Source organism: Corynebacterium sp. MSK122 (assembly GCF_030229435.2).
GTDB lineage: Bacteria > Actinomycetota > Actinomycetes > Mycobacteriales > Mycobacteriaceae > Corynebacterium > Corynebacterium marquesiae.
In genome coordinates, this window is sequence record NZ_JASPHV020000004.1 from 56,969 (window position 1) to 80,520 (window position 23,552).

Consider the following 23,552-nt stretch of genomic DNA (forward strand, 5'->3'; position numbering starts at 1 on the left):
GAAGTATGAAGCCTGCTTTAATCATCGTTGACGTGCAACATGACTTCTGCCCCGGCGGCGCCTTAGCCACCGAGCGGGGCAATGAGGTCGCTGTAAAAATCGCTTCCCTGCAACAGGATTACGAAACCGTCGTAGCCACGCAGGATTGGCATATCGATCCGGGTTCTCATTTTTCTAAGGACCCGGATTTTGTCGATTCGTGGCCGGTGCACTGCGTGGCCGAGTCCCACGGCGCAGCTATGCATGAGGCCATCGGTCCGGCGCAAGCCTACTTCCGCAAGGGCGAATACACCGCCGCCTATTCTGGATTCGAGGGCGCTGCGAACGGTACCTTGCTCGCTGACTGGTTGCGCGAGCACCACATAGACGCAGTGGATATCGTGGGCATTGCCACCGATCACTGCGTTCACGCCACGGCCGTCGACGCCCTTAAGGAAGGCTTTACTGTCCGCGTACTGCGTGAGTATTGCTCACCGGTAGACGAATCCCGCGGCGAGGCCGCTTTGGAAGAACTCGCCGCAGCGGGAGCCACCATCTGCTAGCCCCGTGCCGTAGGAACGTCGACAACGCTAGCGGCCCTCGAACCGAATGTGGTCCGAGGGCCGCTAGCGTCTCTCTACAAGGTGTTTCCATATATCGGCCAAAGCCGCCCTCTGGAAACGGGAGGGGTTCTCTCTATCTCTCTCGCATGCGCTCTCTCAAACGCATGATTTAAGTATGGGCCATCGATATTGGACACGGGTGACAAGTACCTGAAAGTTTCCTGTTGAAATCTACCGACAACGCTCCCGCCGCCTCCCCTCGGTCGAATGCCTGCCCACTGATATTGCAAACCCCTGCGCTGCGCTAGACGTTTGTTATAGGGTGATTTGCGTCCCCACGGGTGCCCGAGCACGGGCTGAGAGTGCGCTAAAGCTGCGCATAGACCGTTCGAACCTGTTTGGTTAATACCTACGAAGGAAGAGAGGAGCGCTTGCCATGACGGCTGCCCCAGAAAACCACCCTAAACATTCCTATTCCCCCATTCACCACAACGGTTTAGAGGTCCCAGAGACCGAAATCCAACTGGATGATTCCCCACAAGGCCCCAATGAACCCTTCCGCGTCTATCGCACGCGTGGGCCAGAATGCGCACCAGAAGTGGGACTACCGGCCCTGCGCAGCGAGTGGATTAGCGAGCGCGGAGATACCGAAGAATACACCGGCCGCGGCCGCGAGCTGGCCGACGATGGACGTGCCGCCCAGCGCCGCGGGGCGTCTTCCCAAGAGTGGAAGGGCTCTAAGCGCCCGCCGCTTAAGGCTCAGCCTGGGCGCCGCGTAACCCAAATGCACTACGCCCGCCAAGGAATCATTACCCGCGAAATGGAATTCGTAGCACTGCGCGAGCACTGCGATCCGGAATTCGTTCGCGCTGAGGTCGCTCGCGGCCGCGCCATTATCCCTAATAATGTCAACCACCCCGAGTCTGAGCCCATGATCATTGGGCGAAAATTCCTCACCAAGATCAACGCCAATATTGGCAACTCTGCGGTCACCTCCTCGATCGAGGAAGAAGTATCCAAACTGCGCTGGGCCACCCAATGGGGCGCAGACACCGTAATGGACCTTTCCACCGGTGACGATATCCACACCACCCGCGAGTGGATCCTGCGCAATTCTCCGGTTCCCATTGGCACCGTGCCCATCTACCAAGCTTTGGAAAAGGTCAATGGTGTGGCAGAGGATCTGACCTGGGAGATCTTCCGCGATACCGTCATCGAGCAGTGCGAACAGGGTGTGGACTATATGACCATTCACGCCGGCGTGCTCTTGGCCTATGTACCGCTGGCAAGCAATCGCGTGACCGGCATCGTCAGCCGCGGCGGTTCCATCATGGCGGGGTGGTGCCTTGCTCACCACAAGGAGTCTTTCCTCTATGAACACTTTGATGAGCTGTGCGAGATCTTCGCTCAGTACGATGTTGCATTTTCGCTTGGCGACGGCCTACGCCCCGGTAGCCTTGCCGATGCCAACGACGCCGCCCAATTTGCCGAGCTCAAGACCATCGGCGAACTTACCCGCCGTGCCTGGGAATATGACGTCCAAGTAATGGTGGAAGGCCCCGGACACGTGCCGCTCAACATGATTCAAGAAAACAACGAGCTCGAGCAGGATTGGGCCTCAGATGCCCCCTTCTATACCCTCGGCCCGCTAGTTACCGATATCGCCCCTGGCTATGACCACATTACTTCCGCCATCGGTGCCGCCCATATCGCAATGGGCGGTACGGCCATGTTGTGCTATGTCACTCCGAAGGAGCACTTGGGACTGCCCAACCGCGATGATGTAAAAACAGGTGTCATTACCTATAAAATTGCGGCGCATTCCGCGGATGTCGCAAAGGGGCATCCAGCCGCCCGCGCCTGGGACGATGCCATGAGTAAGGCCCGCTTTGAATTCCGCTGGAATGACCAATTTGCGCTCTCCCTCGACCCGGAGACCGCGCAGGCTTATCACGATGAAACGTTGCCTGCGGAACCAGCAAAGACCGCGCACTTTTGTTCCATGTGCGGCCCCAAGTTCTGCTCCATGCGCATTAGCCAAGACATCCGCGAGATGTTCGGTGGGCAAATGGCCGAGCTGGGCATGCCGACGCTGGGCGAACAGGTCCGCGCGGCTGCCCACGGCTCGGCACCAGAGGAGGGCATGCAGGAAAAGTCCGCCGAATTCCGCCGCAACGGATCTCAGGTTTATTTACGCGAGGATGCTGACCTAGCTTAGCTCTCGCCCTGTATCGGGATTTTCGCCGCGTTCAAAGCGAGCGCGGCGCTTCCTTTGTTCTTCTCTCTTTCGCAGGAGGCGGTTACGCTCCATGCGTTCACGCATGCGCTGCGGGTAGCCGGTTTCTTCCACGTCATAAATATCGCAGCTCAATAATTTAGCCACCGCATCGATGCCTTTGGGCCCACCGATGCGGCGGCGAATGAACTCGCCGTTTTCATCAACCACAACAACGGACATCTCATTGACTACTGTTTCCGGTTCTACAAAGGCCTCAACATATACCTTTCCAGCGGCCCATTGTTGCAGATCCTGTGCGTCTTCCGGGCGGATGGTCTCCCCCGGTCCGCGGGGTGGTCGCAGCGACGATCTGGATTTATTGCGGCGGAAGGGGTTGAACATAATTCCTTAGCTTACCCGGAAGGAGGGTAGTTACTAACCCCACATCTGCACGAGGGTGAGCAACACGCTGTAAGATTGTCGGGTAGCGATAGAACACTACCAACTTTCGAGGAGTCTTATAACTCATGGCGAACTCCGTTGAGATGCCCGAGCTGGGCGAATCCGTAACCGAAGGCACCATCACGCAGTGGCTCAAGTCCGTCGGCGACACCGTCGAGGTAGACGAGCCTTTGCTCGAGGTCTCCACCGACAAGGTCGACACTGAAATCCCTTCCCCCGTAGCCGGCACCATTATTGAAATTAAGGCTGACGAGGATGACACCATCGAGGTTGGCGAGGTCATCGCCATCATCGGTGACGAGGATGAGGCAGGCTCCGCATCCAACGACTCCTCCGCTGACAAGGGCGAGGAAGAAGCAGAAGAAGCTAAGGAAGAGCCGAAGGCTGACTCCTCCAACGGCGGCTCCGGTGACGCAGCCGACGTGGAAATGCCAGAACTCGGCGAGTCCGTCACCGAAGGCACCATCACCCAGTGGCTCAAGTCCGTCGGCGACACCGTCGAGGTAGACGAGCCACTGCTCGAGGTCTCCACCGACAAGGTCGACACCGAAATCCCTTCCCCAGTAGCAGGCACCCTGGTAGAAATCCTCGCCGACGAGGACGACACCATCGAGGTCGGCGAAGTCATCGCCCGCATCGGCGACGAAAACGCCACCGCATCCTCCTCCGAGACCAAGCCAGAGCCACAGGAAGAAAAGAAGGAAGAGCCAAAGGAAGACAAGAAGCCAGAACCAAAGGCTGAGGAAAAGAAGGAGTCCACGCAGGATTCCTCCCTGAACACCTCTGCCAAGGTCAACAATGGCGACAACGTTCCTTATGTCACCCCACTGGTACGCAAACTGGCTGAAAAGCACGGCGTAGACCTCAATACCGTTGAGGGCACCGGCGTGGGCGGCCGCATCCGCAAGCAGGACGTGCTCGCCGCTGCTGGCGAGGGCGATGCACCTGCCAAGTCTGGCACACAGTCCGATAACTCCCCTCGCGCTCGTTGGTCCACCAAGTCCGTGGATCCGGCCAAGCAGGAACTCATCGGCACCACCCAAAAGGTCAACCGCATCCGCGAAATCACCGCCGCCAAGATGGTGGAGGCGCTGCAGATTTCCGCGCAGCTGACCCACGTCCAGGAAGTCGACATGACTGCTATCTGGGATATGCGCAAGAAGAACAAGCAGGCGTTCATCGACAAGCACGGTGCCAACCTGTCCTTCCTGCCATTCATCGTGAAGGCTACCGCCGAGGCTCTGGTCTCCCACCCGAACGTCAATGCGTCTTATAACCCAGAGACCAAGGAGATGACCTACCACGCGGACGTCAACATCGCTATCGCTGTTGACACCCCGAAGGGCCTGCTCACCCCGGTTATCCACAAGGCACAGGATATGACCCTGCCGCAGATCGCTCAGCAGATTGCAGAGCTGGCCGATAAGGCCCGCAATAACAAGTTGAAGCCGAACGATCTCACCGGTGCTACCTTCACCGTGACCAACATCGGTTCCGAGGGTGCCATGCTCGATACCCCGATCTTGGTTCCGCCGCAGGCCGGCATCCTGGGCACCGCGGCTATTGAAAAGCGCCCGGTCGTTGTCAACGAGAACGGCCAGGACGCCATCGCCATCCGCCAAATGTGCTACCTGCCATTCACCTACGATCACCAGGTAGTTGACGGTGCGGACGCAGGCCGCTTCATTACCACTATCAAGGACCGCCTGCAGACTGCAGATTTCCAGGCAGACCTCGAAGTCTAAAGGTTCTATCGCCGCTTAAAGCCTCTTAGTCCCACTGCGGGGCTAAGAGGCTTTAGCTATGCCTGGGGTGCCAAGTGGGGGTGACGGATCCAAAATCACCGGACTAATCCATCCCCTTTTATTCGAGGTGTAGAGGGAGCTCTGCCCCTAAGCCCATGGTGAGCGCACTAGGCGCAGCCCTATGCAGTGACGCGCTGCATAAAAGTTTCCAAAGGGGGATCGGTTCACCCATTGTTAAACATATAATTGGGGCGGTTACAGCCACTGTCCCCCTATTAAGGAGTCTCACTGACATGGAATTCATCTCCCGCCACCTAGGGCCGGATTCTGCGGAGCAGGCCACCATGCTTGCGAAGGTAGGCTACGACAGCGTGGACGCGCTGGTCGATGCCGCCATTCCGTCAAAGATCCGCGCCGCAGAACTGCCTCAGCTTCCTGAGGCACTCTCGGAAGATGAGGCGCAGGCTACATTGCGGGAGTACGCCAACAAGAACACCGTGCTGAAGTCCTTCTATGGACAAGGTTTTTCTGACACCCTCACCCCCGCGGTCATCCGCCGCGGTTTATTGGAAGATGCGGGATGGTACACCGCCTATACCCCGTATCAGCCAGAGATCTCCCAGGGTCGTCTTGAAGCGCTGTTGAACTTCCAGACCATGATTGAGTCCCTGACCGGTCTGCCCATCGCGAACGCATCCTTGCTGGATGAGGCCTCCGCCACCGCGGAAGCCGTGGGGCTTATGTCCCGCGCGGTCAAGAAGGGGCGCCGCGTGGTGCTGGATTCTCGCCTGCACCCGCAGGTGCTTACCGTCGCCGCGGAGCGCGCCCGCGCGATTGACCTCGAGGTAGAAATCGTGGACCTGCGCGAAGGCCTCGTGGGCGAGGATCTCATCGGCGCAGTAATCGCCTACACCGGTACCGAAGGCGATACCTTTGACCCCTCCACCATCATCGAGGAGCTACACACCCGCGGCGCACTGGCTACCGTGGCCACCGACCCACTTTCTTTGCTCCTGCTGGAGGCACCTGGCTCGCTGGGCGCCGATATTGTGCTCGGCTCTTCCCAGCGCTTTGGTGTTCCACTCTTCTTCGGCGGCCCGCACGCTGCCTACATGGCGGTCACGGAAAAGCTCAAGCGCCAGATGCCTGGCCGCATCGTGGGCGTGTCCAAGGACGCGGATGGTCGCCCCGCTTACCGCCTAGCACTACAGACCCGCGAGCAGCACATTCGCCGCGAACGCGCTACCTCCAATATCTGCACTGCACAGGCACTGCTGGCCAACGTCGCCTCTATGTACGCCGTCTACCATGGTCCGCAAGGTCTCAAGGCCATTGCCCAGCGCGTCCACGCGCTCGCTTCCTCCTTTGCACAATCCGTCAAGGATGCTGGACAGCAACTAGTCTCGGAGGACTTCTTCGATACCGTTACTGTCTCCGGCGTAGACGCCGCCACCATCAAGGCTGACCTCCAAGAAGAGGGCTACCTCGTGCGTACCATCGGCGAGGATAAGGTATCGGTGTCCTTTGGTGAGTCGGCGACCAAGGGGGACGTCGCCAAGCTCGCCCAAGCCTTCGGCGCCGATGCTGCTGAGGCCGACTTTGCCCTGCCGGAGAACCTGCAGCGCGGCGAAGAGCCGCTCCAACACGAGATCTTCAACCGCATCCACTCCGAGACCCAGATGCTGCGCTACCTGCGCAAGCTAGCAGATAAGGACTTGGCGCTCGACCGGACCATGATCCCGCTGGGTTCCTGCACCATGAAGCTCAATCCCACCGCCGCCATGGAACCTATCTCCTGGCCGGAGTTTGCAGGCATTCACCCCTACGCACCAGAGGAAACAACCGCCGGTTGGCGCGCACTGGTAGAAGAGATTGAGGGGTGGCTGGCCGAGGTCACCGGCTACGCCAAGGTCTCCATCCAGCCCAACGCCGGCTCCCAGGGCGAGCTGGCGGGTCTTTTGGCCATCCGCCGCTACCACGTAGCCAATGGCGATAACGAGCGCGATGTTGTGCTCATCCCAGCCTCCGCGCACGGTACCAATGCGGCTTCGGCAACGCTGGCTAACCTGCGCGTTGTAGTGGTGAAGACCGCCGAGGACGGCTCTATCGACCTGGCGGATTTGGATGACAAGATTGCCAAGCACGGCGACCACATCGCCGGCATCATGGTGACCTACCCGTCCACCCACGGTGTCTTTGATCCGGAGGTCCGCGACGTATGCGATAAGGTCCACGCAGTGGGCGGCCAAGTCTATATCGACGGTGCCAATATGAACGCGCTGACCGGCTGGGCCCGCCCAGGCCAGTTCGGCGGCGATGTTTCCCACCTCAACCTGCACAAGACCTTTACCATTCCGCATGGCGGTGGCGGCCCGGGCGTGGGTCCGGTCGCAGTGGCCGAGCACCTCATCCCCTTCCTGCCCACCAATGCCGCGGATCCGCAGCTGGATGCCACCACCGCTACCCCAGTAGGTCAGGGCGTGCCAATTACCAATACCAAGTACGGCTCGGCGGGTGTGCTGCCGATTTCCTGGGCGTACCTCGCCATGACCGGTGCGCAGGGCCTGGCTCAAGCCTCCGCCCACGCCATTTTGGGCGCGAACTACCTGGCCAAGTCCTTGGAAGATTCCTTCCCTGTGCTCTACACCGGCAACGCTGGCTTGGTGGCACACGAGTGCATCCTGGATCTGCGCGCGCTTACTGACGCCTCCGGGGTCACCGCAGCCGACGTAGCCAAGCGCCTCGTGGACTTTGGTTTCCACGCCCCCACCCTTGCCTTCCCGGTGGCCGGAACCCTTATGGTCGAGCCCACCGAGTCTGAAGACTTGGGCGAGCTGGACCGCTTCATTGAGGCAATGCGCACCATTCGCGCCGAGATTCAAGAGATCATCGACGGCGAGGTTTCCTACGAGGGCTCCGTTATCCACCACGCACCATTTACCGCGGAGTCCATCGGCTCCGATACGTGGGAGTTCGCCTTCAGCCGCGAAAAGGCCGCGTGGCCCGTGAAATCCCTGCGCCACAGCTACAAGTACTTCCCGCCGGTGCGCCGCATCGACGAGGCCTACGGCGACCGCAACCTAGTATGCAGCTGCCCACCACCAGAAGCTTTCGACATCGACGATTCTGAGGAGTAACCATGACCGAACTACTTACCTCCCCGCTTCATGCCGAGCACGAGAAGCTCGGCGCCACTTTCACGGCCTTCGGCCCGTGGAACATGCCCTTGAAGTACCAGAACGAGCTGGATGAGCACCGCGCGGTGCGCAGCACCGCTGGCCTCTTTGATCTGTCCCACATGGGCGAAATCTGGGTCAACGGCGCCGACGCCGACAAGTTCTTGTCCTATGCTTTCATCTCCAACTTTGAGCCACTCAAGGTGGGCAAGGCCAAGTACTCCATGATTGCCGCTGAAGACGGCGGCATCATCGATGACCTGATTACCTACCGCTTTGAAGAGGACAAATTCCTCGTCGTGCCGAATGCCGGGAATGCCGATACCGTGTGGGACGAACTCAATAAGCGCGCTGAGGGATTCGATGTTTCCCTGAAGAACGAGTCCCGCGACGTCGCCATGATCGCCGTCCAGGGCCCTAAGGCCGCAGAAATCCTCGTGCCGCTAGTAGAAGACAATAAGCAGGACGAGGTATATAACCTCGGCTACTACGCTGCCACCATGGGCAAGGTAGCGCGCACCTTCGCCATTATCGCGCGTACCGGCTACACCGGTGAGGATGGCTTCGAGCTCATCGTGTATAACTCCGATGCCCCGCAGCTGTGGGAAGAACTGCTCAAGGCCGGCGCGGAATACGACCTCAAGCCGTGCGGCCTTGCCGCCCGCGATTCCCTGCGCCTCGAGGCCGGCATGCCGCTCTATGGCAACGAGCTCTCTCGCGATATCACCCCGGTAGAAGCGGGCATGGCGCGTGCCTTTGCCAAGAAGGAGGCCGATTTCGTCGGCGCCGAGGTCATCCGCCAGCGCGCCGCCGAAGGCCCACAGGTGGCGATCACCGGCCTCACCTCCACGCAGCGCCGCGCCGCGCGCGCCGGAGCCGAAGTATTCGTGGGAGACAAAAAGGTCGGAACCGTCACCTCCGGCCAGCCTTCCCCCACCCTGGGGCACCCAGTGGCTATCGCGCTGCTGGAAACCAGCGCCGAACTCGAGCCCGGCGCCGAAGTCGAAGTAGAGATCCGCGGCAAGCGCTATCCTTTTGAAGTAACCACGTTGCCGTTCTACAAGCGCGACAAGTAAACATCTTCTCAACCAGCCCGAAAGGACTACATCACCATGGCTACCCTTCCACAAGATTTCTCCTACTCCGAAGACCACGAGTGGGTCAACGCCACCGCTGACGCCGTCGCAGGCGCTACCGTGCGCATCGGCATTACCTCCGTCGCTGCCGATCGCCTGGGCGAGGTTGTCTTTGCCGAGCTACCGGAGGTGGGCGATACCGTCACCGCCGGCGAGTCCTGCGGCGAGGTCGAGTCCACCAAGTCCGTCTCTGACCTCTACTCCCCTGTCACCGGCACCGTCAAGGCCGTTAACGAGGCCGTGCACGATGACTACGCGGTCATCAACAACGACCCGTTTGGTGAGGGCTGGCTCTTCGAGGTCGAGGTAGATGAACCCGGCGAGCTCATGGATGCCGCCGCCTACGCATCCGCTAACGGCCTGGACTAATTCGGCCCCACGCGGGAGGGTGTGCCACGCGCATCCTCCCGCTTTGCTTTGCCCACCGCACCAGAGGAAACTTTGAGGCTATGACTGCACCACGCGATCCCTTCTTCCCCGCCGAGCGCTCCATCCGCGCCTCCGATAAGCCACTAGAGGTTCGTTTCTTGGGCCGGATGGACTACCAAGAGGCGTGGGATTACCAGGCCGAGATAGCAGCCGCCCGCGCCAAAGGCGAGCAAGGCGACGTGGTGCTGGTAGTCGAGCACCCGAACGTCTATACCGCCGGCAAGCGCACCCAGCCCGAGGATATGCCGGATAATGGCCTGCCCGTTATCACCGTGGACCGCGGCGGGCGCATCACCTGGCATGGCGAGGGCCAGCTGGTCATCTACCCCATTATCAAACTGGCCGAGCCTGTCGACGTCGTCGACTATGTCCGCCGCTTAGAGGAAGCCACCATCCAGACTGTGCGACAGATGGGAGTTACCACCGCTGGGCGCATCGATGGCCGCTCGGGTGTCTGGGTCCCTTCCACCACCCAGGCCAAGGATCCGGCTGCCCCGAAGCGCGACCGCAAGATTGCCGCCCTGGGCATCCGCATTACCCGCGGGGTGACCATGCACGGCTTGGCGCTCAATTGCTGCAATACGTTGGACTATTACGACCACATTGTGGCCTGCGGCATCGACGACGCCGACGTGACCACCCTGTCCTTAGAACTGGGCCACCAGGTCAGTCTCGAAGACGCCACCCAGCCGCTGTTGCAAGCGCTGGACGACGCCCTTTCGGGCCGCCTCATCGTTGCCGACCACACCTTCGGCTCAGCCCCGGATCCCACGAAGCTGGCCAATGAAAGGGCACGGGAGAGGCGTCGGCAAGCGCGGCACTAGCCCTCGTTCGGGGCTGGCGCGGAATAGGATGTGACCGCGGCGACTTATACCTAGAAGAGCTATTAGCCATCACCACCATCAACCGATAAAGTGAGTTTTTGTGACTGTAAAGCCTGAAGGACGCAAGATGCTCCGCATTGAAAAGAAGAATGCGGAGTCACCCATCGAACAAAAGCCACGCTGGATTCGCAACCAGGTCCGCACTGGTCCGGGCTACGAGGACATGAAGTCCCGCGTGGCCGGCGCATCCCTGCACACCGTGTGCCAAGAGGCAGGCTGCCCGAATATCCACGAGTGTTGGGAATCCCGCGAGGCTACGTTCCTTATCGGTGGCGATAAATGCACCCGCCGCTGCGACTTCTGCGATATTGCCACCGGCAAGCCGGAAGAACTCGACCGCGACGAGCCGCGCCGCGTGGCCGAAAACATCCAGGAGATGGACCTTAACTACACCACCATTACCGGCGTTACCCGCGACGATCTTCCGGATGAGGGCGCATGGCTCTACGCCGAGGTGGTGCGCAAGATTCACGAGCTTAACCCGCATACCGGCGTGGAAAACCTCACCCCGGATTTCTCCGGCAAGCCGGACCTTTTGGAAGAGGTCTTTGAGGCCAAGCCGGAGGTCTTCGCCCATAACCTGGAAACCGTGCCGCGCATCTTTAAACGCATCCGCCCGGCCTTCCGCTACGAGCGCTCCCTGGACGTTATCCGCCAGGCCCACGACTATGGCCTGATTACCAAGTCCAACCTGATCCTCGGCATGGGCGAGACCGAGGATGAGGTCGAGGAAGCATTGCGTGACCTGCGCTCTGCCGGCTGCGATATCATCACCATCACCCAGTACCTGCGCCCCGGCCCGCGCTTCCACCCGATTGAGCGCTGGGTGCGCCCAGAGGAATTCGTCGCCCACTCCAAGCTGGCCAAGGAGCTCGGCTTCGGCGGCGTCATGTCCGGCCCTCTGGTGCGCTCGTCCTACCGCGCCGGCCGTCTCTACGTGCAGGCCATGGAAAAGCGCGGCTTCGAGCTGCCGGAAAACCTCAAGCACCTGGCCGAGACCTCCCAGGGTGCCACCGCCCAAGAGGCCTCCACCTTGCTGGAGAAGTACGGCCCCTCGGAAGAGACTCCTGTGACCACCCGCATGGCCAAGACCCCGGCTAATGCGAATTCGGCGGCGGCTACCATCCGCTAAACCGAACGTTTTCATAACGGCCTGCGCTTTTCGCGTGGGCCGTTTTAACATTTATGCCCGTTGACCTTTAAAGTAGGAGCCATGGCGAAAGATGACAAGGCAGCACTAAAGGCTGCAAAGAAGCAAGAACGCGCGGCCAAGCGCCAGCAGCGTAAGCAAACCTGGTCCCAGATGTGGCAAGCATTCAATATGCAGCGCAAGCAGGATAAGGCGCTTATCCCCATCATGCTGGGTGCCTTCCTGGGCATGGGATTGCTCTTCTTCCTCATTGGCCTGCTTTTTAGCGGCCAGTGGTTCATGCTCATCCTCGGCTTGGGCATCGGCGCCCTGCTCGCCATGTTCCTCTTTACCCGCCGCCTTGAGCGCGATATGTACAAGCGCGTGGAAGACCAGCCGGGCGCTGCCGGCTGGGCGCTAGAGCAGCAGCTGCGCAATACCGTGGGCATCGTGTGGTCCGTAAAGACCGGTGTGGCCGCCACCCGCCAGCAGGATCTTATCCACCGCGTCATCGGCAACGCCGGCGTCATCTTCGTTTGCGAGGGCAATAAGAACCGCGTACGCCCCACCTTGAACCAGCTTAAGAAGCGTGTAGACAAGATCGCCGGCGGCGTTCCCATCTACGAGATCTTCGTGGGCAACGGCGAGGACGAGGTTCCCGTATCCAAGCTGCGCAATAAGGTCATGAAGCTGCCGCGCAACTTCAATAAGAACGAAACCTACGACAACATCCGCCGCATCGAGGCCATGGATTCCATGCCGGGTACCACCCCGGGCATGCCTAAGGGCCCTATGCCCCACCAGGCGCAGAACATGGCCGGCATGAACCGCCGCATGCGCCGTGCCCAGCAGCGCAAGAAGAATAAATAAGCGCCTAAAGCTAATCCCTGCTACACCGTCTACGGCGTAGCAGGGATTTTCTTATGCCCTTGAAAGCAGGCTGTTTAGGAGCGGATAACGATGGTGCCGGTGGCGCGGTCGTGCATGCCGCGTCCATCCGCATCAACCATGGCCGCTGGGAACAGCACACCGGTGAGCACTGTGCGCAACGCCGCGCGCCATAGGCCCACGTGGGCACCGGGGACATCGAGACGCGCCACGCCCATCCCCAGCAGCAGCATGCCGGGGGTGCGGGCAAAGAGCCAACCACACACAATGCCCATGATGACCCACAGGGCGTAGCCCAAGAAAGCCACACCGCCGAATTCCGTGGTGAACATGTGGATCAGGTTGGCAATGAGCATGCACACGATCCAGTCAATCGCCACGGCGCCGGCGCGGCGGCCAACGGGGGCCAGTGATCCCGGCCCGGACTCCGGAAGGCCGAGCTTTTCGCCCGGCCAACGGCCGGGGCCTTCCATGTCATCGTATTCGCCCGGAATATTCGGCCCGTCGAGCCACGTACGCTTATCTGCCATGCTCACCAATCTAGCGGGCACAAAGTGAGATGTGAAACGAGGGGAATCACGATGCCAACGGTCGGAACCTAGTAGGCTATAGAGAGACAATTCACCGGTCAACAACGAGGAGACAAACGTGTCTTTCGAGACAGTGCAGGACATCGTCCAATTTATTAAGGACGAGGACGTAAAGTTCGTCGATATCCGCTTTACGGACGTCCCAGGCACCGAGCACCACTTTTCCATCCCAGCAGATGAGTTCACCGTAGAAGATGCCGAAAATGGCCTTGCCTTCGACGGCTCCTCAATCCGCGGATTCACCACCATTGATGAGTCCGATATGACCCTGCTGCCGGATCCAGCCACCGCGCATATCGATCCGTTCCGCACGTCCAAGACCCTGAACATCAAATTCTTCGTCCACGACCCATTTACCTTTGAGCCTTTCTCCCGCGACCCGCGCAACATCGCGCGCAAGGCGGAAGAGTACCTGCAGTCCACCGGCATTGCCGATACCTGCAACTTTGGCGCTGAGGCCGAGTTCTACCTCTTTGACTCCGTGCGCTACGCCACCGATGCCCAGCACGGTTTTTATGAGGTGGACTCCGATGAGGGTTGGTGGAACCGCGATAGCGAAACCAACTTCGACGGCACCCCGAATACTGGCTACAAGACCCGCATGAAGGGTGGCTACTTCCCCACCGCTCCGTATGACAAGCACGGTGAGGTGCGCGATGCCATGGTAGAGAACCTGCAAAAGGTTGGCTTCCAAATCGAGCGCTTCCACCACGAGGTCGGCGCCGGCCAGAATGAGATCAACTACCGCTTCAACTCCATGTTGCACGCGGGCGATGACATTCAGACTTTCAAATACGTGATTAAGCAGACTGCGGCACAGTGGGGCAAGACCGCAACTTTCATGCCCAAGCCGCTGGCCGGCGATAATGGTTCCGGTATGCACGCCCACATGTCCCTGTGGAAGGACGGCAAGCCTCTCTTCCACGACGAGGCTGGCTACGCAGGCCTTTCCGATATCGCCCGCTACTACATCGGCGGCATCCTCCACCACGCCGGTGCCGTTCTCGCGTTCACCAACCCGACGCTGAACTCCTACCACCGCCTGGTGCCGGGCTTCGAGGCCCCGATTAACCTGGTGTACTCCCAGCGCAACCGCTCGGCCGCTATCCGTATCCCGATTACCGGTTCCAACCCGAAGGCCAAGCGCATCGAGTTCCGCGCACCGGATCCATCCGGCAACCCGTACTTGGGCTTTGCCGCCATGATGATGGCCGGCATCGACGGCGTAAAGAACCGCATTGAGCCGCATGCTCCAGTTGATAAGGACCTCTACGAGCTGCCGCCCGCAGAGGCTGAGTCCATCCCACAGGCACCGACCTCCCTCGAGGCTTCCCTCAAGGCCCTGCAGGAGGACATGGACTTCCTCACCGAAGGCGATGTCTTCACCGAGGATCTCATCGAGACCTACATCAACTACAAGTACGAGAACGAGATCAACCCGGTTCGCCTGCGTCCTACCCCGCAGGAATTTGAGATGTACTACGACTGCTAAAGCAGCGTTTGCCGACGCCCCCTCTCGCCACCAGCTTTGCGCCATCCTAGGCCCCAAATTGCTGAGTGGCCTTTGGGGGCTTTGCAGATCCTCTGTGCACTTTGGATTCAGAGGTTGTACAACCACTATTGACAAGCGCCCTTGATTATTAGCGGTGGCCACTCCTCGTTAATTGACTACCGCAGCGTTTTCCAAATTCGCGGCCCGAGAACAAAAGTTTGCGCAAATGATTACTAAAATTGCGCATTTTGAGCTATACTTTAGTCAATCGATACCCCCTCCAAGCTTCCCATAGGAACAGCTCAATATGAGAGGGGGGCTTTGCTATGCTGAAGCAATGAACCGCAGGAAGAAGTTCCTAAGCATTCAAGAGCAAGTAAGTTTAATTCAGCACCGCGGGTTAATCCTTCCTTCCGAAAAATCTGCTAAAGAGTTCCTTGAGCGCCAAAATTATTACCGCTTTTCGGGCTACATGCGGTACTTCCAAGAAGACATAGCCGGGGACGAAGCCAGATTCTTCCTTGGCACCCAATGGGATGAAATAGTTAACATCTACCGGTTGGACATCGAACTTCGTTCTCTCCTTCTCCGCGGGCTCCAAGAAGCAGAGCTTGCGGCCAGGACGGCCTTTGCTCTCAGCGAAGGTGAAATCCATTCTCCTTATGAGAAGTATCTTCAGCCCACTGCTTACCGGCGCCCACCAAATCCGACTATGAGGCCCACACACGATCTAATTATCAGTGAGCTCAAGCGGTCTAAGGAACCATACCTCCACAAATACCAAAAGGACTCAGGATCCGACACTGAAAGGTGGGTTTACGATGTTCCAATCTGGGTAGCAGTCGAGGCACTGTCCTTTGGTACGTTGTCGAAAGCAATAAGCTTCCGAAACGACAACAACCAAGTTTACGCAAAGACTTGTTCCATTCTTGGCGTAAAGAAACAATATTTAGCGCGCCAATTGCGCTCTTTTACATTCGTGAGAAATAAGTGTGCTCACTCAGCTCGGTTATGGAACAGTTTCGTTTTGGACCAACCTGCAGTATCCAATGCTACGAAACGACGTGCTGAGAAGGTTTTAGGTCAAAATTATGGCGAGAACTCACTACTGGCAGTAATTGTAGCCCTTGATAATTTTCTCTTTCTTACGAAATCATGGGTTGGATTCTTGGATGAGTATTTAGAGCTCATCAAACAAACTCCGGCTTTCTACCAAGGTATAGCGAATCCTCATCATTCATAGCCTCCTTGGTTTATGAACGCACAACGGCACCCCAGTTTTTTGCGACCCCAGACACACATTCACGTGGGATTGACCCCCGCCCCTATATGCACGCTTAGCGAGAGTTCTCACCAGCAAAAACGACAGCAAAATTCTGATAACCCGATCGAAAGAAATTAACATATGGGTGTGACAGATAGATTCCGCCAACTCCCAGCCCCTGGCCCCGCGTGGGGAGGCAGCCTCATGGGCACCTCCATCGTTTCGCGCCTGCTCGTGGAAGAAGGCATGATGATCCTGGCCGGCATTTTTGCCGCCATCGCGTGCGTCATCTTTGTCGTTCTCACCGCGGGCTTCTTGCGCTACCGCCACCCTAGCTTTGAGCGCACCACTATGGCGGAGTGGTCGATGTTTTTCATCGGAATCTTGGCGCTCGGCGCTGCGCTTTCCGGTCTGACGGATATCCCTACATTCCGTCTAGTGGGCTTTTGGATCGGTGGCCCAGTTACGGTTATCACGTGGGCTATTCAGCTCACGCGCTTTGATGGCGAACCGAAGTTCACTTGGGGCCTGCCGCTGGTCGGCCCTATGATTTCAGCTTCCGTTTCCGGTTGGCTGGCTAATGATTACGGCCCGCTCTACCACGTGATGGGTACGGTATTTTTCTTCATGTCCCTGGTGACGGCGGTGCCCACCTTCGCCCGCGTGTACTGGGCCGCATGGCACGGCAAGGTGGATTTCACCGGCGCGAAATCAGCCACCGCATGGGTCCCGCTAGGTGTAGTGGGCCAGTCCACGACGGCAATGCAGATTCTCTTCCCCGGCCCGGTGTCCATCTATTACGGCGTTACGGCGCTTATTATCGCCATTCCGCTGTCCATCTACGCGATGTTTACGTTCTATCCCAATGTGGCACGGTGGGTTCCGTACTCGCCGGCGTGGTGGTCCTGCACATTCCCGCCAGGCACCGTAAGCATGGGCGGCCACCAGCTGGCATTGGTCAATGGCTCCGAGCTTATCGACGCCATTGCGCTCACCATTCCCGTCCTCCTCACCGCCCACTGGGCGCTGTGTTCCACCCGCTTCCTCAGCTGGGTGTGGGAGGGAAAGAAGGAAACCGGCCCTGAAGAACCACTCATTAAGACGGGTCCAGAAAGGTAGCAAGGAGGCGCAGCCACTATGCAAGACGCTAGCTTTGAACGAGGCAAACGCCGCACACGCCGCCGCACGCGTGAAGCGCGACCGCGGCGCGAGCACTGGAGCAGGGAATACGCAATCTATGCGGAAGATTCCTGGGGCATAGATGACTTGGGCCCCGAAGGCGGCGAGAATTCCGTGCGCGCCTATTCCGGTGGCCGCGCAGATGGCAATCGTCGCCGGCGCCGCTGATGCAAAATAGCTCCCCTATCACCTTCATCGCTTGGGATCGCGCCAACCTGACTGCGGTGAGAGACGTACTCGCCGGCCTGCGGCGAGACGGCATATTCCTGCGCCGCGGCCACCTGCTCTTGGAGACGTCGTGGCTTGGCTCAGGCGCGCGGGACTTCTACGCCACGGCCTGGCGCTGGAGCGCGCAAGACTGCCTGCTCTTTTATGACCTAGCCCGGCGCGGAAACCTCTTAATTCCTATCAGCGATACCGTGATTTCCTGCGGCGACAAAGACGGCATTGCCGATGCGCGCGCTGGCATTGCACAAGAGCTCATCGCTGCCGAAAATCCACAGCAATTGTGCGGGCTGCTTGCCGACGCCGCAGAAGACTAGCCCTACAGTCCCGGTTGCTCGCTGCGCTTCATCCAGCCCATGCGCGGGGCAAAACCGCGGGGATGTTTCATCTGCGCTACGGCGTCGGCAATCATGAGGCGGTGGCGGCGCGAAACGCTTTCGGGAAGCTTCGCCACGGAGAACCACCCAGCCTCGGTATTTTCTTCATCGCTGATGACCGGCTCTGCGCCATCCGCTACTGATACGCGCAGCGCCGTTCCCATAAAGGTGCACTCATCACCGTTGGGGTAGGTCACAGGGCCGGACTGCCCCACGCCCAAAAGGGCTTCCACCTTGGCGTCAAGCCCCACTTCCTCTTTGACTTCTCGCAGCGCGGTGGTGGTGATCTCCTCGCCTGGCTCGCAGATTCCTTCCACCGGGGTCCACGTACCGTTATCGGAACGCTTTACTAGGAGCACGGAGGGGACTTCCCAGAGCGCGGCGTCTGCCGGAACATCACGGATGATGATGGCGCTGCAGGCCGGCACAAAGATCTGCTCGTGGTCAATCTTTTCGCGCAGCTGAATAATAAAATCTGGAGTCGGCATGCCACCTAGCGTAGACCAGTGCGGCGCACTTAGGCCACGGGTCCCAAAACCTCTTTAGCTAGAAGCTGAATATCGGTGGCCAACGTGAAAGACAGCTCCATGTCCGTCGGCGTGGTTTGGCAGGTGTGGCCTTCTTCGAGGCGCTGCGTCGTTCCCGAGACCACGCCCACAATGGTTTGTTTTCCTTCTACTTCGCCGTACACCGGACCACCGGAGTCACCATTGGTGCTGCATACGCGCGCCCTAGCCGCGAGCGAATCCCGCTGGAGTCCCTCCGAGTTCAGCTGCGCCATCTCTGCATCTTGGGAAAGCGTGCCGCACGTCTCATCGGTCACGCGGCCAAGCTTGCACACCTGATGTGGCAGGTGAGCCAGGGAGGTGGCGACGCTATTGTCTACCGCCCCGGGGACATAGTACTCAGCGCTGCCGGTGATCTCGATAAAGGCCACATCGAGGTCGTGGCTGTCTTCGGAATAGAAATCAGAGTAGATGACCTCGCCGATAGGTTCGGCGGGGTAGCTAAAGTTGCCGTCGGCGGTTCCGGCCCAGACCTTATCGCCGGGTTTGCCGCAATGGGAAGCGGTGACGGCGATCGTGCGGGCGTCGGCAAGCGTAAATGACCATGCCGCGGTACACGACTGGTAGTTGAAATAGGCGCCCGGCCGCGGTTCATCGCCGGAGAGGTCCAAGGCGGTGCCCGGCGCGAGCGGTGCCGTGGCCGGGGAATAGGACTCATTGGGAATGAGGTTTTTATAAGACAGGGCGGCGAAACTTGGTTCTTCCCCACCCCGTACCGGGCTGCAGGCCGCAAGGAACGCGGCCGTGCACGCTACAAAGACGCTAGTTGCTCTCCGCGTCCGCATCCCCGGCGTTGTCCTTATTATCTTCTTCCGCATCCATCTCCGCCTGGGCTTTGAGATCGCGGATGAACTTTTCCGGATCAAACTCGGTGTAGTGTTCCGGGCCGGCAAAATTTTCTAGGGCCATGGCCTAAACCTCCGTTTTCTGAATCGACGTGGTGATGTAATCCTTTACCGCCGCGGCATCATTAGGCAAGTCCTTGACGTGCCGCTCAGTATCGAGGATGCTGGCAAAGCGCTCGGGCGGCTCAGGGGCAGAGCCAATGGCCTCCTTGATGGTCTCGGCAAACTTCACCGGCAGCGCGGTCTCCAGACACACGATGGGCGTTTTTACACCCTCGCGCTGTGCGCCGCGAGCCACCTTGATGCCGTCGGCCGTGTGCGGATCCGGCAGGTAATCAAAGCGCTCGTGTACGTCCTTAATTGTGGCTAGGCGGTCCGCGTGGGTGGAGGAACCAGACATGAAACCATAGTCCTCGCGGGCAGCGGCAATCTTGTCGTGGTCGAGGCTAAAACCGCCCTCTTTCACCTTGGTGCCGAAAAGATCCGAGGTCTCGGCTGCATCGCGGCCGAGCAAGTCGAACGCAAAGCGCTCAAAATTCGAGGCGCGCGAGATATCCATGGACGGCGAAGAGGTAGCCATGGTCTCTGCGGCTGGGCGCGGCCGGTAGTTTCCGGTACGGAAGAACTCATCCAGCACATCATTCTCATTGGTAGCCACGATAAGACGATCAATGGGAAGGCCCATCTGGCGAGCGATGTGGCCGGCACAAATATCGCCAAAGTTACCGGTAGGCACGCTAAAGGAAACCTTCTGATCGGCGCTTTTGGTGACCTTGAGCCAGCAGGAAATGTAGTAAACCACCTGGGCTATCAACCGTGCCCAGTTAATGGAATTGACCGCGCCAATGCGATAGGCGGCCTTAAAATCAGCATCTCCCGATACCGCCTTGACCACATCCTGGCAATCATCGAATACGCCATCGAGGGCGATGTTGAAGATATTCGGGTCATCCAATCCAAACATCTGTGCCTGCTGGAAGGCCGTCATCCGGCCGGCCGGGGTGAGCATAAAGACGCGAATGCCGCGGCGCCCGCGCATCGCATACTCTGCAGAGGACCCTGTATCGCCTGAGGTGGCTCCCAAAATATTGAGGGTCTCGCCGCGGCGGGCGAGCTCGTATTCAAAGAGCTCCCCCAAAAGCTGCATGGCCATGTCCTTAAAAGCCGCGGTAGGTCCCTCAGATAGATGACCGATGAAAAGGCCCTCGCCTAGCTCCGTTACGGGCACAATCTCAGGATCGGCGAACTTGGGGCTAGTGTAGGCGCGCACGGCGATGGCCTCGAGGTCTTGCGCCGGAATATCGTCAATGAAAAGCTTAAGTACCTCGGCCGCAAGCGCCGCGTAGCCTTTGTCTGCTAGGAGCCTGCGCCATGAATTTAAAGCGCCGGAATCTAGCTGTGGGTAGCTCTCAGGCAGGTATAAACCGCCATCGGGGGCAAGCCCGCCGAGGAGAATATCGGTAAAAGATGCGGGCTGACGGGCGGTATCGCGGGTCGAAATGTACTTCACACAAAAGAATCTTAGTAGTTAAGGCGTAAGGTATCAGCCATGTCGCAGCCGAATCCTAGAGAAGTCATTACCACTCAGGCTTTAAGCATTTGGGTAGCCGCCATGGCGGTCTACCTCGTAGCGATTACCGGCCGTACCTCTTTTGGTGTGGCCGGTTTAGATGCCATTGAGCGCTTCGATGTCGATGCCGGCCGCATCGCGGTTTTTACCTCCGTGCAGCTAGGTGTATATGCCCTAGCCCAAATCCCCACCGGCATCTTGATCGATAAGTTCGGCCCGCGCTTACTCCTCGTGGTCGGCGCCGTCATTATGGGCATTGGCCAGGTCGTCCTGGGCTTTACCACCAGCTATGGCGTAGCCATTGCCGCGCGCGTGCTCATCGGCGCGGGCGATGCCACGGCATTTCTCTCCGTGATGCGCATCCTGCCCTACTGGTTCCCACTACACCGCACGCCGATGTTTACTCAGGTGACGTCATCGCTAGGACAAATGGGCCAGTTCATTTCCGCGGTGCCCTTCCTGTGGTTGCTGGGTGCGGCCGGATGGACCGCCGCCTTCGTTACCCTTGGCGCGGTAGGAATCTTGGTAGCCATCGCCGCTATCGTGGCGGTAGCAGACTCACCAGAGAAGTTGGGGATTATTCCCACGGAGAAGGAACCACCCAACTCGCAGGCCACCAGCATCCCGGCCCGTTTGAAGAAGGTCTTCCGCTCCCCAGTGGCCTGGCAGGCCTACTTCATCCACTACATCGGAATGCTCCCACTCATCGTCTTTGTCATGCTCTGGGGCATGCCCATGATGACCCAAGGCATGGAGATGTCCAAGGCCAAGTCCAGCCTGGTACTTACCTTGCTGGCGGTATTCTTGGTCGTCGTCGGCCCCTTGCACGGCAAAATTTCATCTCGCGCACAGCATGTTCGACCGTGGCTTAGCCTCGGATTTGTGGCTGTTCACGTGCTGACTTGGCTCGTATTCTTTGCCTTTGGAACTGACAGCGGGCTGCCGGCAATCTTGGTGGTGTCCTTTATTACCGCGCTGTGCACACCGACGGCCAATTACGGCTTCGATATTGTGCGAGAACGCATGGACCGCTCTGTGGTAGCCACGGCTACGGGCTTGGGAAATATGGGTGGTTTTACCTCTGGCATGTTGGGCGCGCAGCTCTTCGGCATGGTGTTGGACCACTCCTCCGATGCCCCCAATTATTCTATGCCGGATTTCACTGCCGCCGCGGCTGCGGTGCTAGCCGTCTGGGTAGTAGGCATGATTGGTGTGGTCATCACCCACTTCCTTCGCCGTCGCGCGGGCGAAGACGGGCCTTCTGTCACCATCGTGGAGGTTTCCTAGAAACCGTCGGTTGATTACTCCGGGTTGAGGATAAAGCGAACGGTACCCTCAGGGTCCGCCAAAAGCTCCCGGGTCGCCGCCACGGCTTCCGCCTCGTCGAAGGCGATGCGTTCAAAGCCGGTATCGTTGAGCTCCACAATGTCCGCACCAGGGCAGGCCAGAAGAATCGGCGAGTGCGTGGCAATAATGACCTGTGCGCCGCGGTCAACTGCTTGGGTAATTTCCCCTACGAGGGCCAGTTGCCGGATAACGGACAGCCCAGATTCTGGCTCATCAAGGATGTAGACGCCTTGGCCATTGATGTGCTCATAGAGCAGGTCAAAGACGGATTGCCCGTGCGATCGGCGGGACAAATCCACGTTCTGAGAAAGAGTCGAACGTCCGCCCCGTTCGGCCGCTGAATCCCCACGCTCAATCAAGTACTCGTGCTTTTCAGCGCGCAGGAAATAGGCGCGGTGGATTACTTCCTCAGTATCACAGCGGATGGGGCTGCGAGGAACGATTTCATCTGGGTCACCCATGCGGCCGCCCGAGGGAGAACAACCCAAGTCACTAGCTAGGCCCGCGAGCAAGCTAGATTTGCCAATGCCATTTTCACCTACGAAAACAGTTACTGGACTCCGCAGCTTGAAGCTGCCCAAATCAGCTAAATAGTCGAAGACAGGCAGCTCAGCGCGGTAGTCATCAGGCTTGAATTTCAGGCTTAGGGCATCAACCAGCATGGGCCCTAGGTTAATTCAGTTCATCGAGTACGCGCAGCGCGTCTTCTTGCGCTGCCGCCGCGCCAAAGTTTTTCAGGTGGTCACCCAAGTCGCCAGACGGAACCGATTGGGCGATGGTATCGGCCGGCACGGTATTAACGGCATAGGCCACCCCTATCCCGCCGGTGATAGGTATGGCGATAGCGGCAAGCACTCCCACCGCGGTCGACAGTGTGGTCTTGAAAGACATAGTCTCCTCCAGAAGCTTCGGTACCGAGCACCTTGCCCGTTACCGATTTGTGATGTTTTAGCTTAGGGAGAATCGCTGCCAAGGCCATGCCGCCTAGCTGCGGGTTGCCTGAATTTTCGCGCCCAGTTCGCGAGGAAATAAAGGGCTAGTTTGCCGGGTAACTTTCAGCCACGATGCCATCGCTGGCCGGCATCACAAGTCCCTGCTCAAAGGCTACGAGGACTGCCTCTTCATCGGATTCGCTGATGTCTCCGGCCTCCACCGCGCTGCTGAGCTCACGCTCAAGGTAGACGCGCACATCGGACTTGCCGTTTTCCGTCTGGGTAATACCCCGCGGGACGGAATTGAGCGGAATGCCCAGCGCCTTAGCCAGGGAGGTCACGCGGTTAGCGTCAGTGGAATCATCGCCTTTGATAGCACCGTTGACCTGGGCGGGCATGTCTTCCTGGACCACGCCGCCAGCCACGGCCTCGCCCACCGTCATCGTCCCCTTCGGCGGCTTATCGCGATTGGTGGCCCACACCCCTACAGCAATGGCCACGATGACGGCAACAGCTACAAAGGTCCACAGGTAGATGAGCTTATGTCGATGCACTC

Annotated in this window: 24 protein-coding genes and 1 riboswitch; of the genes, 15 read left to right on the forward strand and 9 right to left on the reverse strand. The window is 59.0% G+C overall.

Annotation, left to right across the window (positions count from 1 at the left end):
* Positions 1-5: 5 nt before the first annotated feature.
* Together QP934_RS02845 and thiC are read left to right on the forward strand one after the other, a co-directional pair.
* Positions 6-542, forward strand: coding sequence for an isochorismatase family protein (locus tag QP934_RS02845; RefSeq protein WP_419126753.1), 537 nt, complete (start codon positions 6-8; stop codon positions 540-542).
* Between the two features lie 327 nt (positions 543-869).
* A riboswitch (TPP riboswitch) is annotated at positions 870-980 on the forward strand.
* Positions 979-2,760, forward strand: a complete 1,782-nt coding sequence (gene thiC / locus QP934_RS02850) for a phosphomethylpyrimidine synthase ThiC (protein ID WP_419126754.1) — start codon at positions 979-981, stop codon at positions 2,758-2,760. (Overlaps the previous riboswitch by 2 nt.)
* On the opposite strand, the gene QP934_RS02855 is transcribed toward thiC, so the two are convergent.
* Positions 2,752-3,162: a hypothetical protein gene (locus QP934_RS02855; RefSeq protein WP_049377680.1), complete on the reverse strand. Its 411-nt coding sequence runs from the start codon at positions 3,160-3,162 to the stop codon at positions 2,752-2,754. The genes thiC and QP934_RS02855 overlap by 9 nt on opposite strands.
* A gap of 125 nt (positions 3,163-3,287) precedes the next feature.
* Between QP934_RS02855 and sucB the strand changes: the two genes are divergently transcribed.
* The 7 genes from sucB (at position 3,288) to QP934_RS02890 (ending at position 12,591) form a co-directional block, all read left to right on the forward strand.
* Positions 3,288-4,967, forward strand: coding sequence for a 2-oxoglutarate dehydrogenase, E2 component, dihydrolipoamide succinyltransferase (gene sucB, locus QP934_RS02860; RefSeq protein ID WP_419126755.1), 1,680 nt, complete (start codon positions 3,288-3,290; stop codon positions 4,965-4,967).
* Between the two features lie 293 nt (positions 4,968-5,260).
* Complete coding sequence (gene gcvP, locus QP934_RS02865; protein WP_419126756.1) at positions 5,261-8,104, forward strand: aminomethyl-transferring glycine dehydrogenase; 2,844 nt, start codon at positions 5,261-5,263, stop codon at positions 8,102-8,104.
* 2 nt (positions 8,105-8,106) lie between these two features.
* Positions 8,107-9,219, forward strand: coding sequence for a glycine cleavage system aminomethyltransferase GcvT (gene gcvT, locus QP934_RS02870; protein WP_419126757.1), 1,113 nt, complete (start codon positions 8,107-8,109; stop codon positions 9,217-9,219).
* 36 nt (positions 9,220-9,255) lie between these two features.
* Positions 9,256-9,648, forward strand: a complete 393-nt coding sequence (gene gcvH / locus QP934_RS02875; protein ID WP_239273551.1) for a glycine cleavage system protein GcvH — start codon at positions 9,256-9,258, stop codon at positions 9,646-9,648.
* Positions 9,649-9,728: 80 nt separating this feature from the next.
* Positions 9,729-10,532 carry a lipoyl(octanoyl) transferase LipB gene (gene lipB, locus QP934_RS02880; RefSeq protein ID WP_419126758.1) on the forward strand — a complete coding sequence of 268 codons (804 nt, stop codon included), beginning with the start codon at positions 9,729-9,731 and terminating at the stop codon, positions 10,530-10,532.
* Positions 10,533-10,659: 127 nt separating this feature from the next.
* Positions 10,660-11,724, forward strand: coding sequence for a lipoyl synthase (gene lipA, locus QP934_RS02885; RefSeq protein WP_284765921.1), 1,065 nt, complete (start codon positions 10,660-10,662; stop codon positions 11,722-11,724).
* A gap of 81 nt (positions 11,725-11,805) precedes the next feature.
* Positions 11,806-12,591, forward strand: coding sequence for a DUF4191 domain-containing protein (locus tag QP934_RS02890; protein ID WP_239273549.1), 786 nt, complete (start codon positions 11,806-11,808; stop codon positions 12,589-12,591).
* 74 nt (positions 12,592-12,665) lie between these two features.
* On the opposite strand, the gene QP934_RS02895 is transcribed toward QP934_RS02890, so the two are convergent.
* Positions 12,666-13,139, reverse strand: coding sequence for an RDD family protein (locus QP934_RS02895; RefSeq protein WP_419126759.1), 474 nt, complete (start codon positions 13,137-13,139; stop codon positions 12,666-12,668).
* A 118-nt stretch (positions 13,140-13,257) separates the two neighbouring features.
* Between QP934_RS02895 and glnA the strand changes: the two genes are divergently transcribed.
* From glnA to QP934_RS02920, 5 genes are all read left to right on the forward strand, one after another.
* Positions 13,258-14,691 carry a type I glutamate--ammonia ligase gene (gene glnA / locus QP934_RS02900; protein ID WP_419126760.1) on the forward strand — a complete coding sequence of 478 codons (1,434 nt, stop codon included), beginning with the start codon at positions 13,258-13,260 and terminating at the stop codon, positions 14,689-14,691.
* Between the two features lie 337 nt (positions 14,692-15,028).
* Complete coding sequence (locus QP934_RS02905; RefSeq protein ID WP_340418681.1) at positions 15,029-15,934, forward strand: Abi family protein; 906 nt, start codon at positions 15,029-15,031, stop codon at positions 15,932-15,934.
* Positions 15,935-16,102: 168 nt separating this feature from the next.
* On the forward strand, positions 16,103-17,074 hold the full coding sequence (locus QP934_RS02910) for a TDT family transporter (protein WP_340418680.1): 972 nt from the start codon (positions 16,103-16,105) through the stop codon (positions 17,072-17,074).
* 18 nt (positions 17,075-17,092) lie between these two features.
* Positions 17,093-17,302 carry a hypothetical protein gene (locus QP934_RS02915; protein WP_340418679.1) on the forward strand — a complete coding sequence of 70 codons (210 nt, stop codon included), beginning with the start codon at positions 17,093-17,095 and terminating at the stop codon, positions 17,300-17,302.
* The gene (locus tag QP934_RS02920) at positions 17,302-17,676 is read left to right on the forward strand and encodes a hypothetical protein (protein WP_419126761.1); all 375 of its coding nucleotides are present in this window, start codon (positions 17,302-17,304) and stop codon (positions 17,674-17,676) included. The genes QP934_RS02915 and QP934_RS02920 overlap by 1 nt, the downstream gene beginning before the upstream one ends.
* A gap of 2 nt (positions 17,677-17,678) precedes the next feature.
* Here QP934_RS02920 and QP934_RS02925 read toward each other — a convergent pair whose 3' ends face one another.
* From QP934_RS02925 to thrC, 4 genes are read right to left on the reverse strand one after another with little or no spacing between them, the layout of a single operon-like run.
* Entirely contained in the window at positions 17,679-18,224 is a 546-nt protein-coding gene (locus QP934_RS02925; RefSeq protein WP_419126762.1) for an NUDIX hydrolase, read from the reverse strand.
* A 29-nt stretch (positions 18,225-18,253) separates the two neighbouring features.
* On the reverse strand, positions 18,254-19,087 hold the full coding sequence (locus tag QP934_RS02930; RefSeq protein WP_419126763.1) for a trypsin-like serine protease: 834 nt from the start codon (positions 19,085-19,087) through the stop codon (positions 18,254-18,256).
* Positions 19,065-19,211 carry a hypothetical protein gene (locus QP934_RS02935; protein WP_005328137.1) on the reverse strand — a complete coding sequence of 49 codons (147 nt, stop codon included), beginning with the start codon at positions 19,209-19,211 and terminating at the stop codon, positions 19,065-19,067. Before QP934_RS02935 ends, QP934_RS02930 begins: the two co-directional genes overlap by 23 nt.
* 3 nt (positions 19,212-19,214) lie before the next feature.
* On the reverse strand, positions 19,215-20,657 hold the full coding sequence (thrC, locus tag QP934_RS02940; protein WP_419126764.1) for a threonine synthase: 1,443 nt from the start codon (positions 20,655-20,657) through the stop codon (positions 19,215-19,217).
* Between the two features lie 39 nt (positions 20,658-20,696).
* On the opposite strand from thrC, the gene QP934_RS02945 reads away from it, so the two are divergent.
* The gene (locus QP934_RS02945; protein WP_419126765.1) at positions 20,697-22,004 is read left to right on the forward strand and encodes an MFS transporter; all 1,308 of its coding nucleotides are present in this window, start codon (positions 20,697-20,699) and stop codon (positions 22,002-22,004) included.
* Between the two features lie 14 nt (positions 22,005-22,018).
* On the opposite strand, the gene QP934_RS02950 is transcribed toward QP934_RS02945, so the two are convergent.
* The 3 genes from QP934_RS02950 to QP934_RS02960 form a co-directional block, all read right to left on the reverse strand.
* Positions 22,019-22,726 (reverse strand): AAA family ATPase, encoded by a 708-nt coding sequence (locus tag QP934_RS02950; RefSeq protein WP_337887853.1) that lies wholly within the window; start codon positions 22,724-22,726, stop codon positions 22,019-22,021.
* Between the two features lie 10 nt (positions 22,727-22,736).
* Positions 22,737-22,955, reverse strand: a complete 219-nt coding sequence (locus QP934_RS02955; RefSeq protein ID WP_337887852.1) for a hypothetical protein — start codon at positions 22,953-22,955, stop codon at positions 22,737-22,739.
* A 145-nt stretch (positions 22,956-23,100) separates the two neighbouring features.
* Entirely contained in the window at positions 23,101-23,550 is a 450-nt protein-coding gene (locus QP934_RS02960; RefSeq protein WP_337888892.1) for a hypothetical protein, read from the reverse strand.
* Positions 23,551-23,552: the final 2 nt, after the last annotated feature.

Bases quoted from the DNA above. Each gene is read 5' to 3' on its own strand.
- QP934_RS02925 (WP_419126762.1), bottom strand. From the start codon at position 18,224: ATGCCGACTCCAGATTTTATTATTCAGCTGCGCGAAAAGATTGACCAC.
- lipB (WP_419126758.1), top strand. From the start codon at position 9,729: ATGACTGCACCACGCGATCCCTTCTTCCCCGCCGAGCGCTCCATCCGC.
- QP934_RS02950 (WP_337887853.1), bottom strand. From the start codon at position 22,726: ATGCTGGTTGATGCCCTAAGCCTGAAATTCAAGCCTGATGACTACCGC.
- QP934_RS02935 (WP_005328137.1), bottom strand. From the start codon at position 19,211: ATGGCCCTAGAAAATTTTGCCGGCCCGGAACACTACACCGAGTTTGAT.
- QP934_RS02845 (WP_419126753.1), top strand. From the start codon at position 6: ATGAAGCCTGCTTTAATCATCGTTGACGTGCAACATGACTTCTGCCCC.
- QP934_RS02930 (WP_419126763.1), bottom strand. From the start codon at position 19,087: ATGCGGACGCGGAGAGCAACTAGCGTCTTTGTAGCGTGCACGGCCGCG.
- QP934_RS02915 (WP_340418679.1), top strand. From the start codon at position 17,093: ATGCAAGACGCTAGCTTTGAACGAGGCAAACGCCGCACACGCCGCCGC.
- QP934_RS02920 (WP_419126761.1), top strand. From the start codon at position 17,302: ATGCAAAATAGCTCCCCTATCACCTTCATCGCTTGGGATCGCGCCAAC.
- lipA (WP_284765921.1), top strand. From the start codon at position 10,660: ATGCTCCGCATTGAAAAGAAGAATGCGGAGTCACCCATCGAACAAAAG.
- QP934_RS02855 (WP_049377680.1), bottom strand. From the start codon at position 3,162: ATGTTCAACCCCTTCCGCCGCAATAAATCCAGATCGTCGCTGCGACCA.
- QP934_RS02890 (WP_239273549.1), top strand. From the start codon at position 11,806: ATGGCGAAAGATGACAAGGCAGCACTAAAGGCTGCAAAGAAGCAAGAA.
- QP934_RS02895 (WP_419126759.1), bottom strand. From the start codon at position 13,139: ATGGCAGATAAGCGTACGTGGCTCGACGGGCCGAATATTCCGGGCGAA.
- thiC (WP_419126754.1), top strand. From the start codon at position 979: ATGACGGCTGCCCCAGAAAACCACCCTAAACATTCCTATTCCCCCATT.
- gcvT (WP_419126757.1), top strand. From the start codon at position 8,107: ATGACCGAACTACTTACCTCCCCGCTTCATGCCGAGCACGAGAAGCTC.
- QP934_RS02905 (WP_340418681.1), top strand. From the start codon at position 15,029: ATGAACCGCAGGAAGAAGTTCCTAAGCATTCAAGAGCAAGTAAGTTTA.
- QP934_RS02945 (WP_419126765.1), top strand. From the start codon at position 20,697: ATGTCGCAGCCGAATCCTAGAGAAGTCATTACCACTCAGGCTTTAAGC.
- QP934_RS02955 (WP_337887852.1), bottom strand. From the start codon at position 22,955: ATGTCTTTCAAGACCACACTGTCGACCGCGGTGGGAGTGCTTGCCGCT.
- gcvH (WP_239273551.1), top strand. From the start codon at position 9,256: ATGGCTACCCTTCCACAAGATTTCTCCTACTCCGAAGACCACGAGTGG.
- gcvP (WP_419126756.1), top strand. From the start codon at position 5,261: ATGGAATTCATCTCCCGCCACCTAGGGCCGGATTCTGCGGAGCAGGCC.
- sucB (WP_419126755.1), top strand. From the start codon at position 3,288: ATGGCGAACTCCGTTGAGATGCCCGAGCTGGGCGAATCCGTAACCGAA.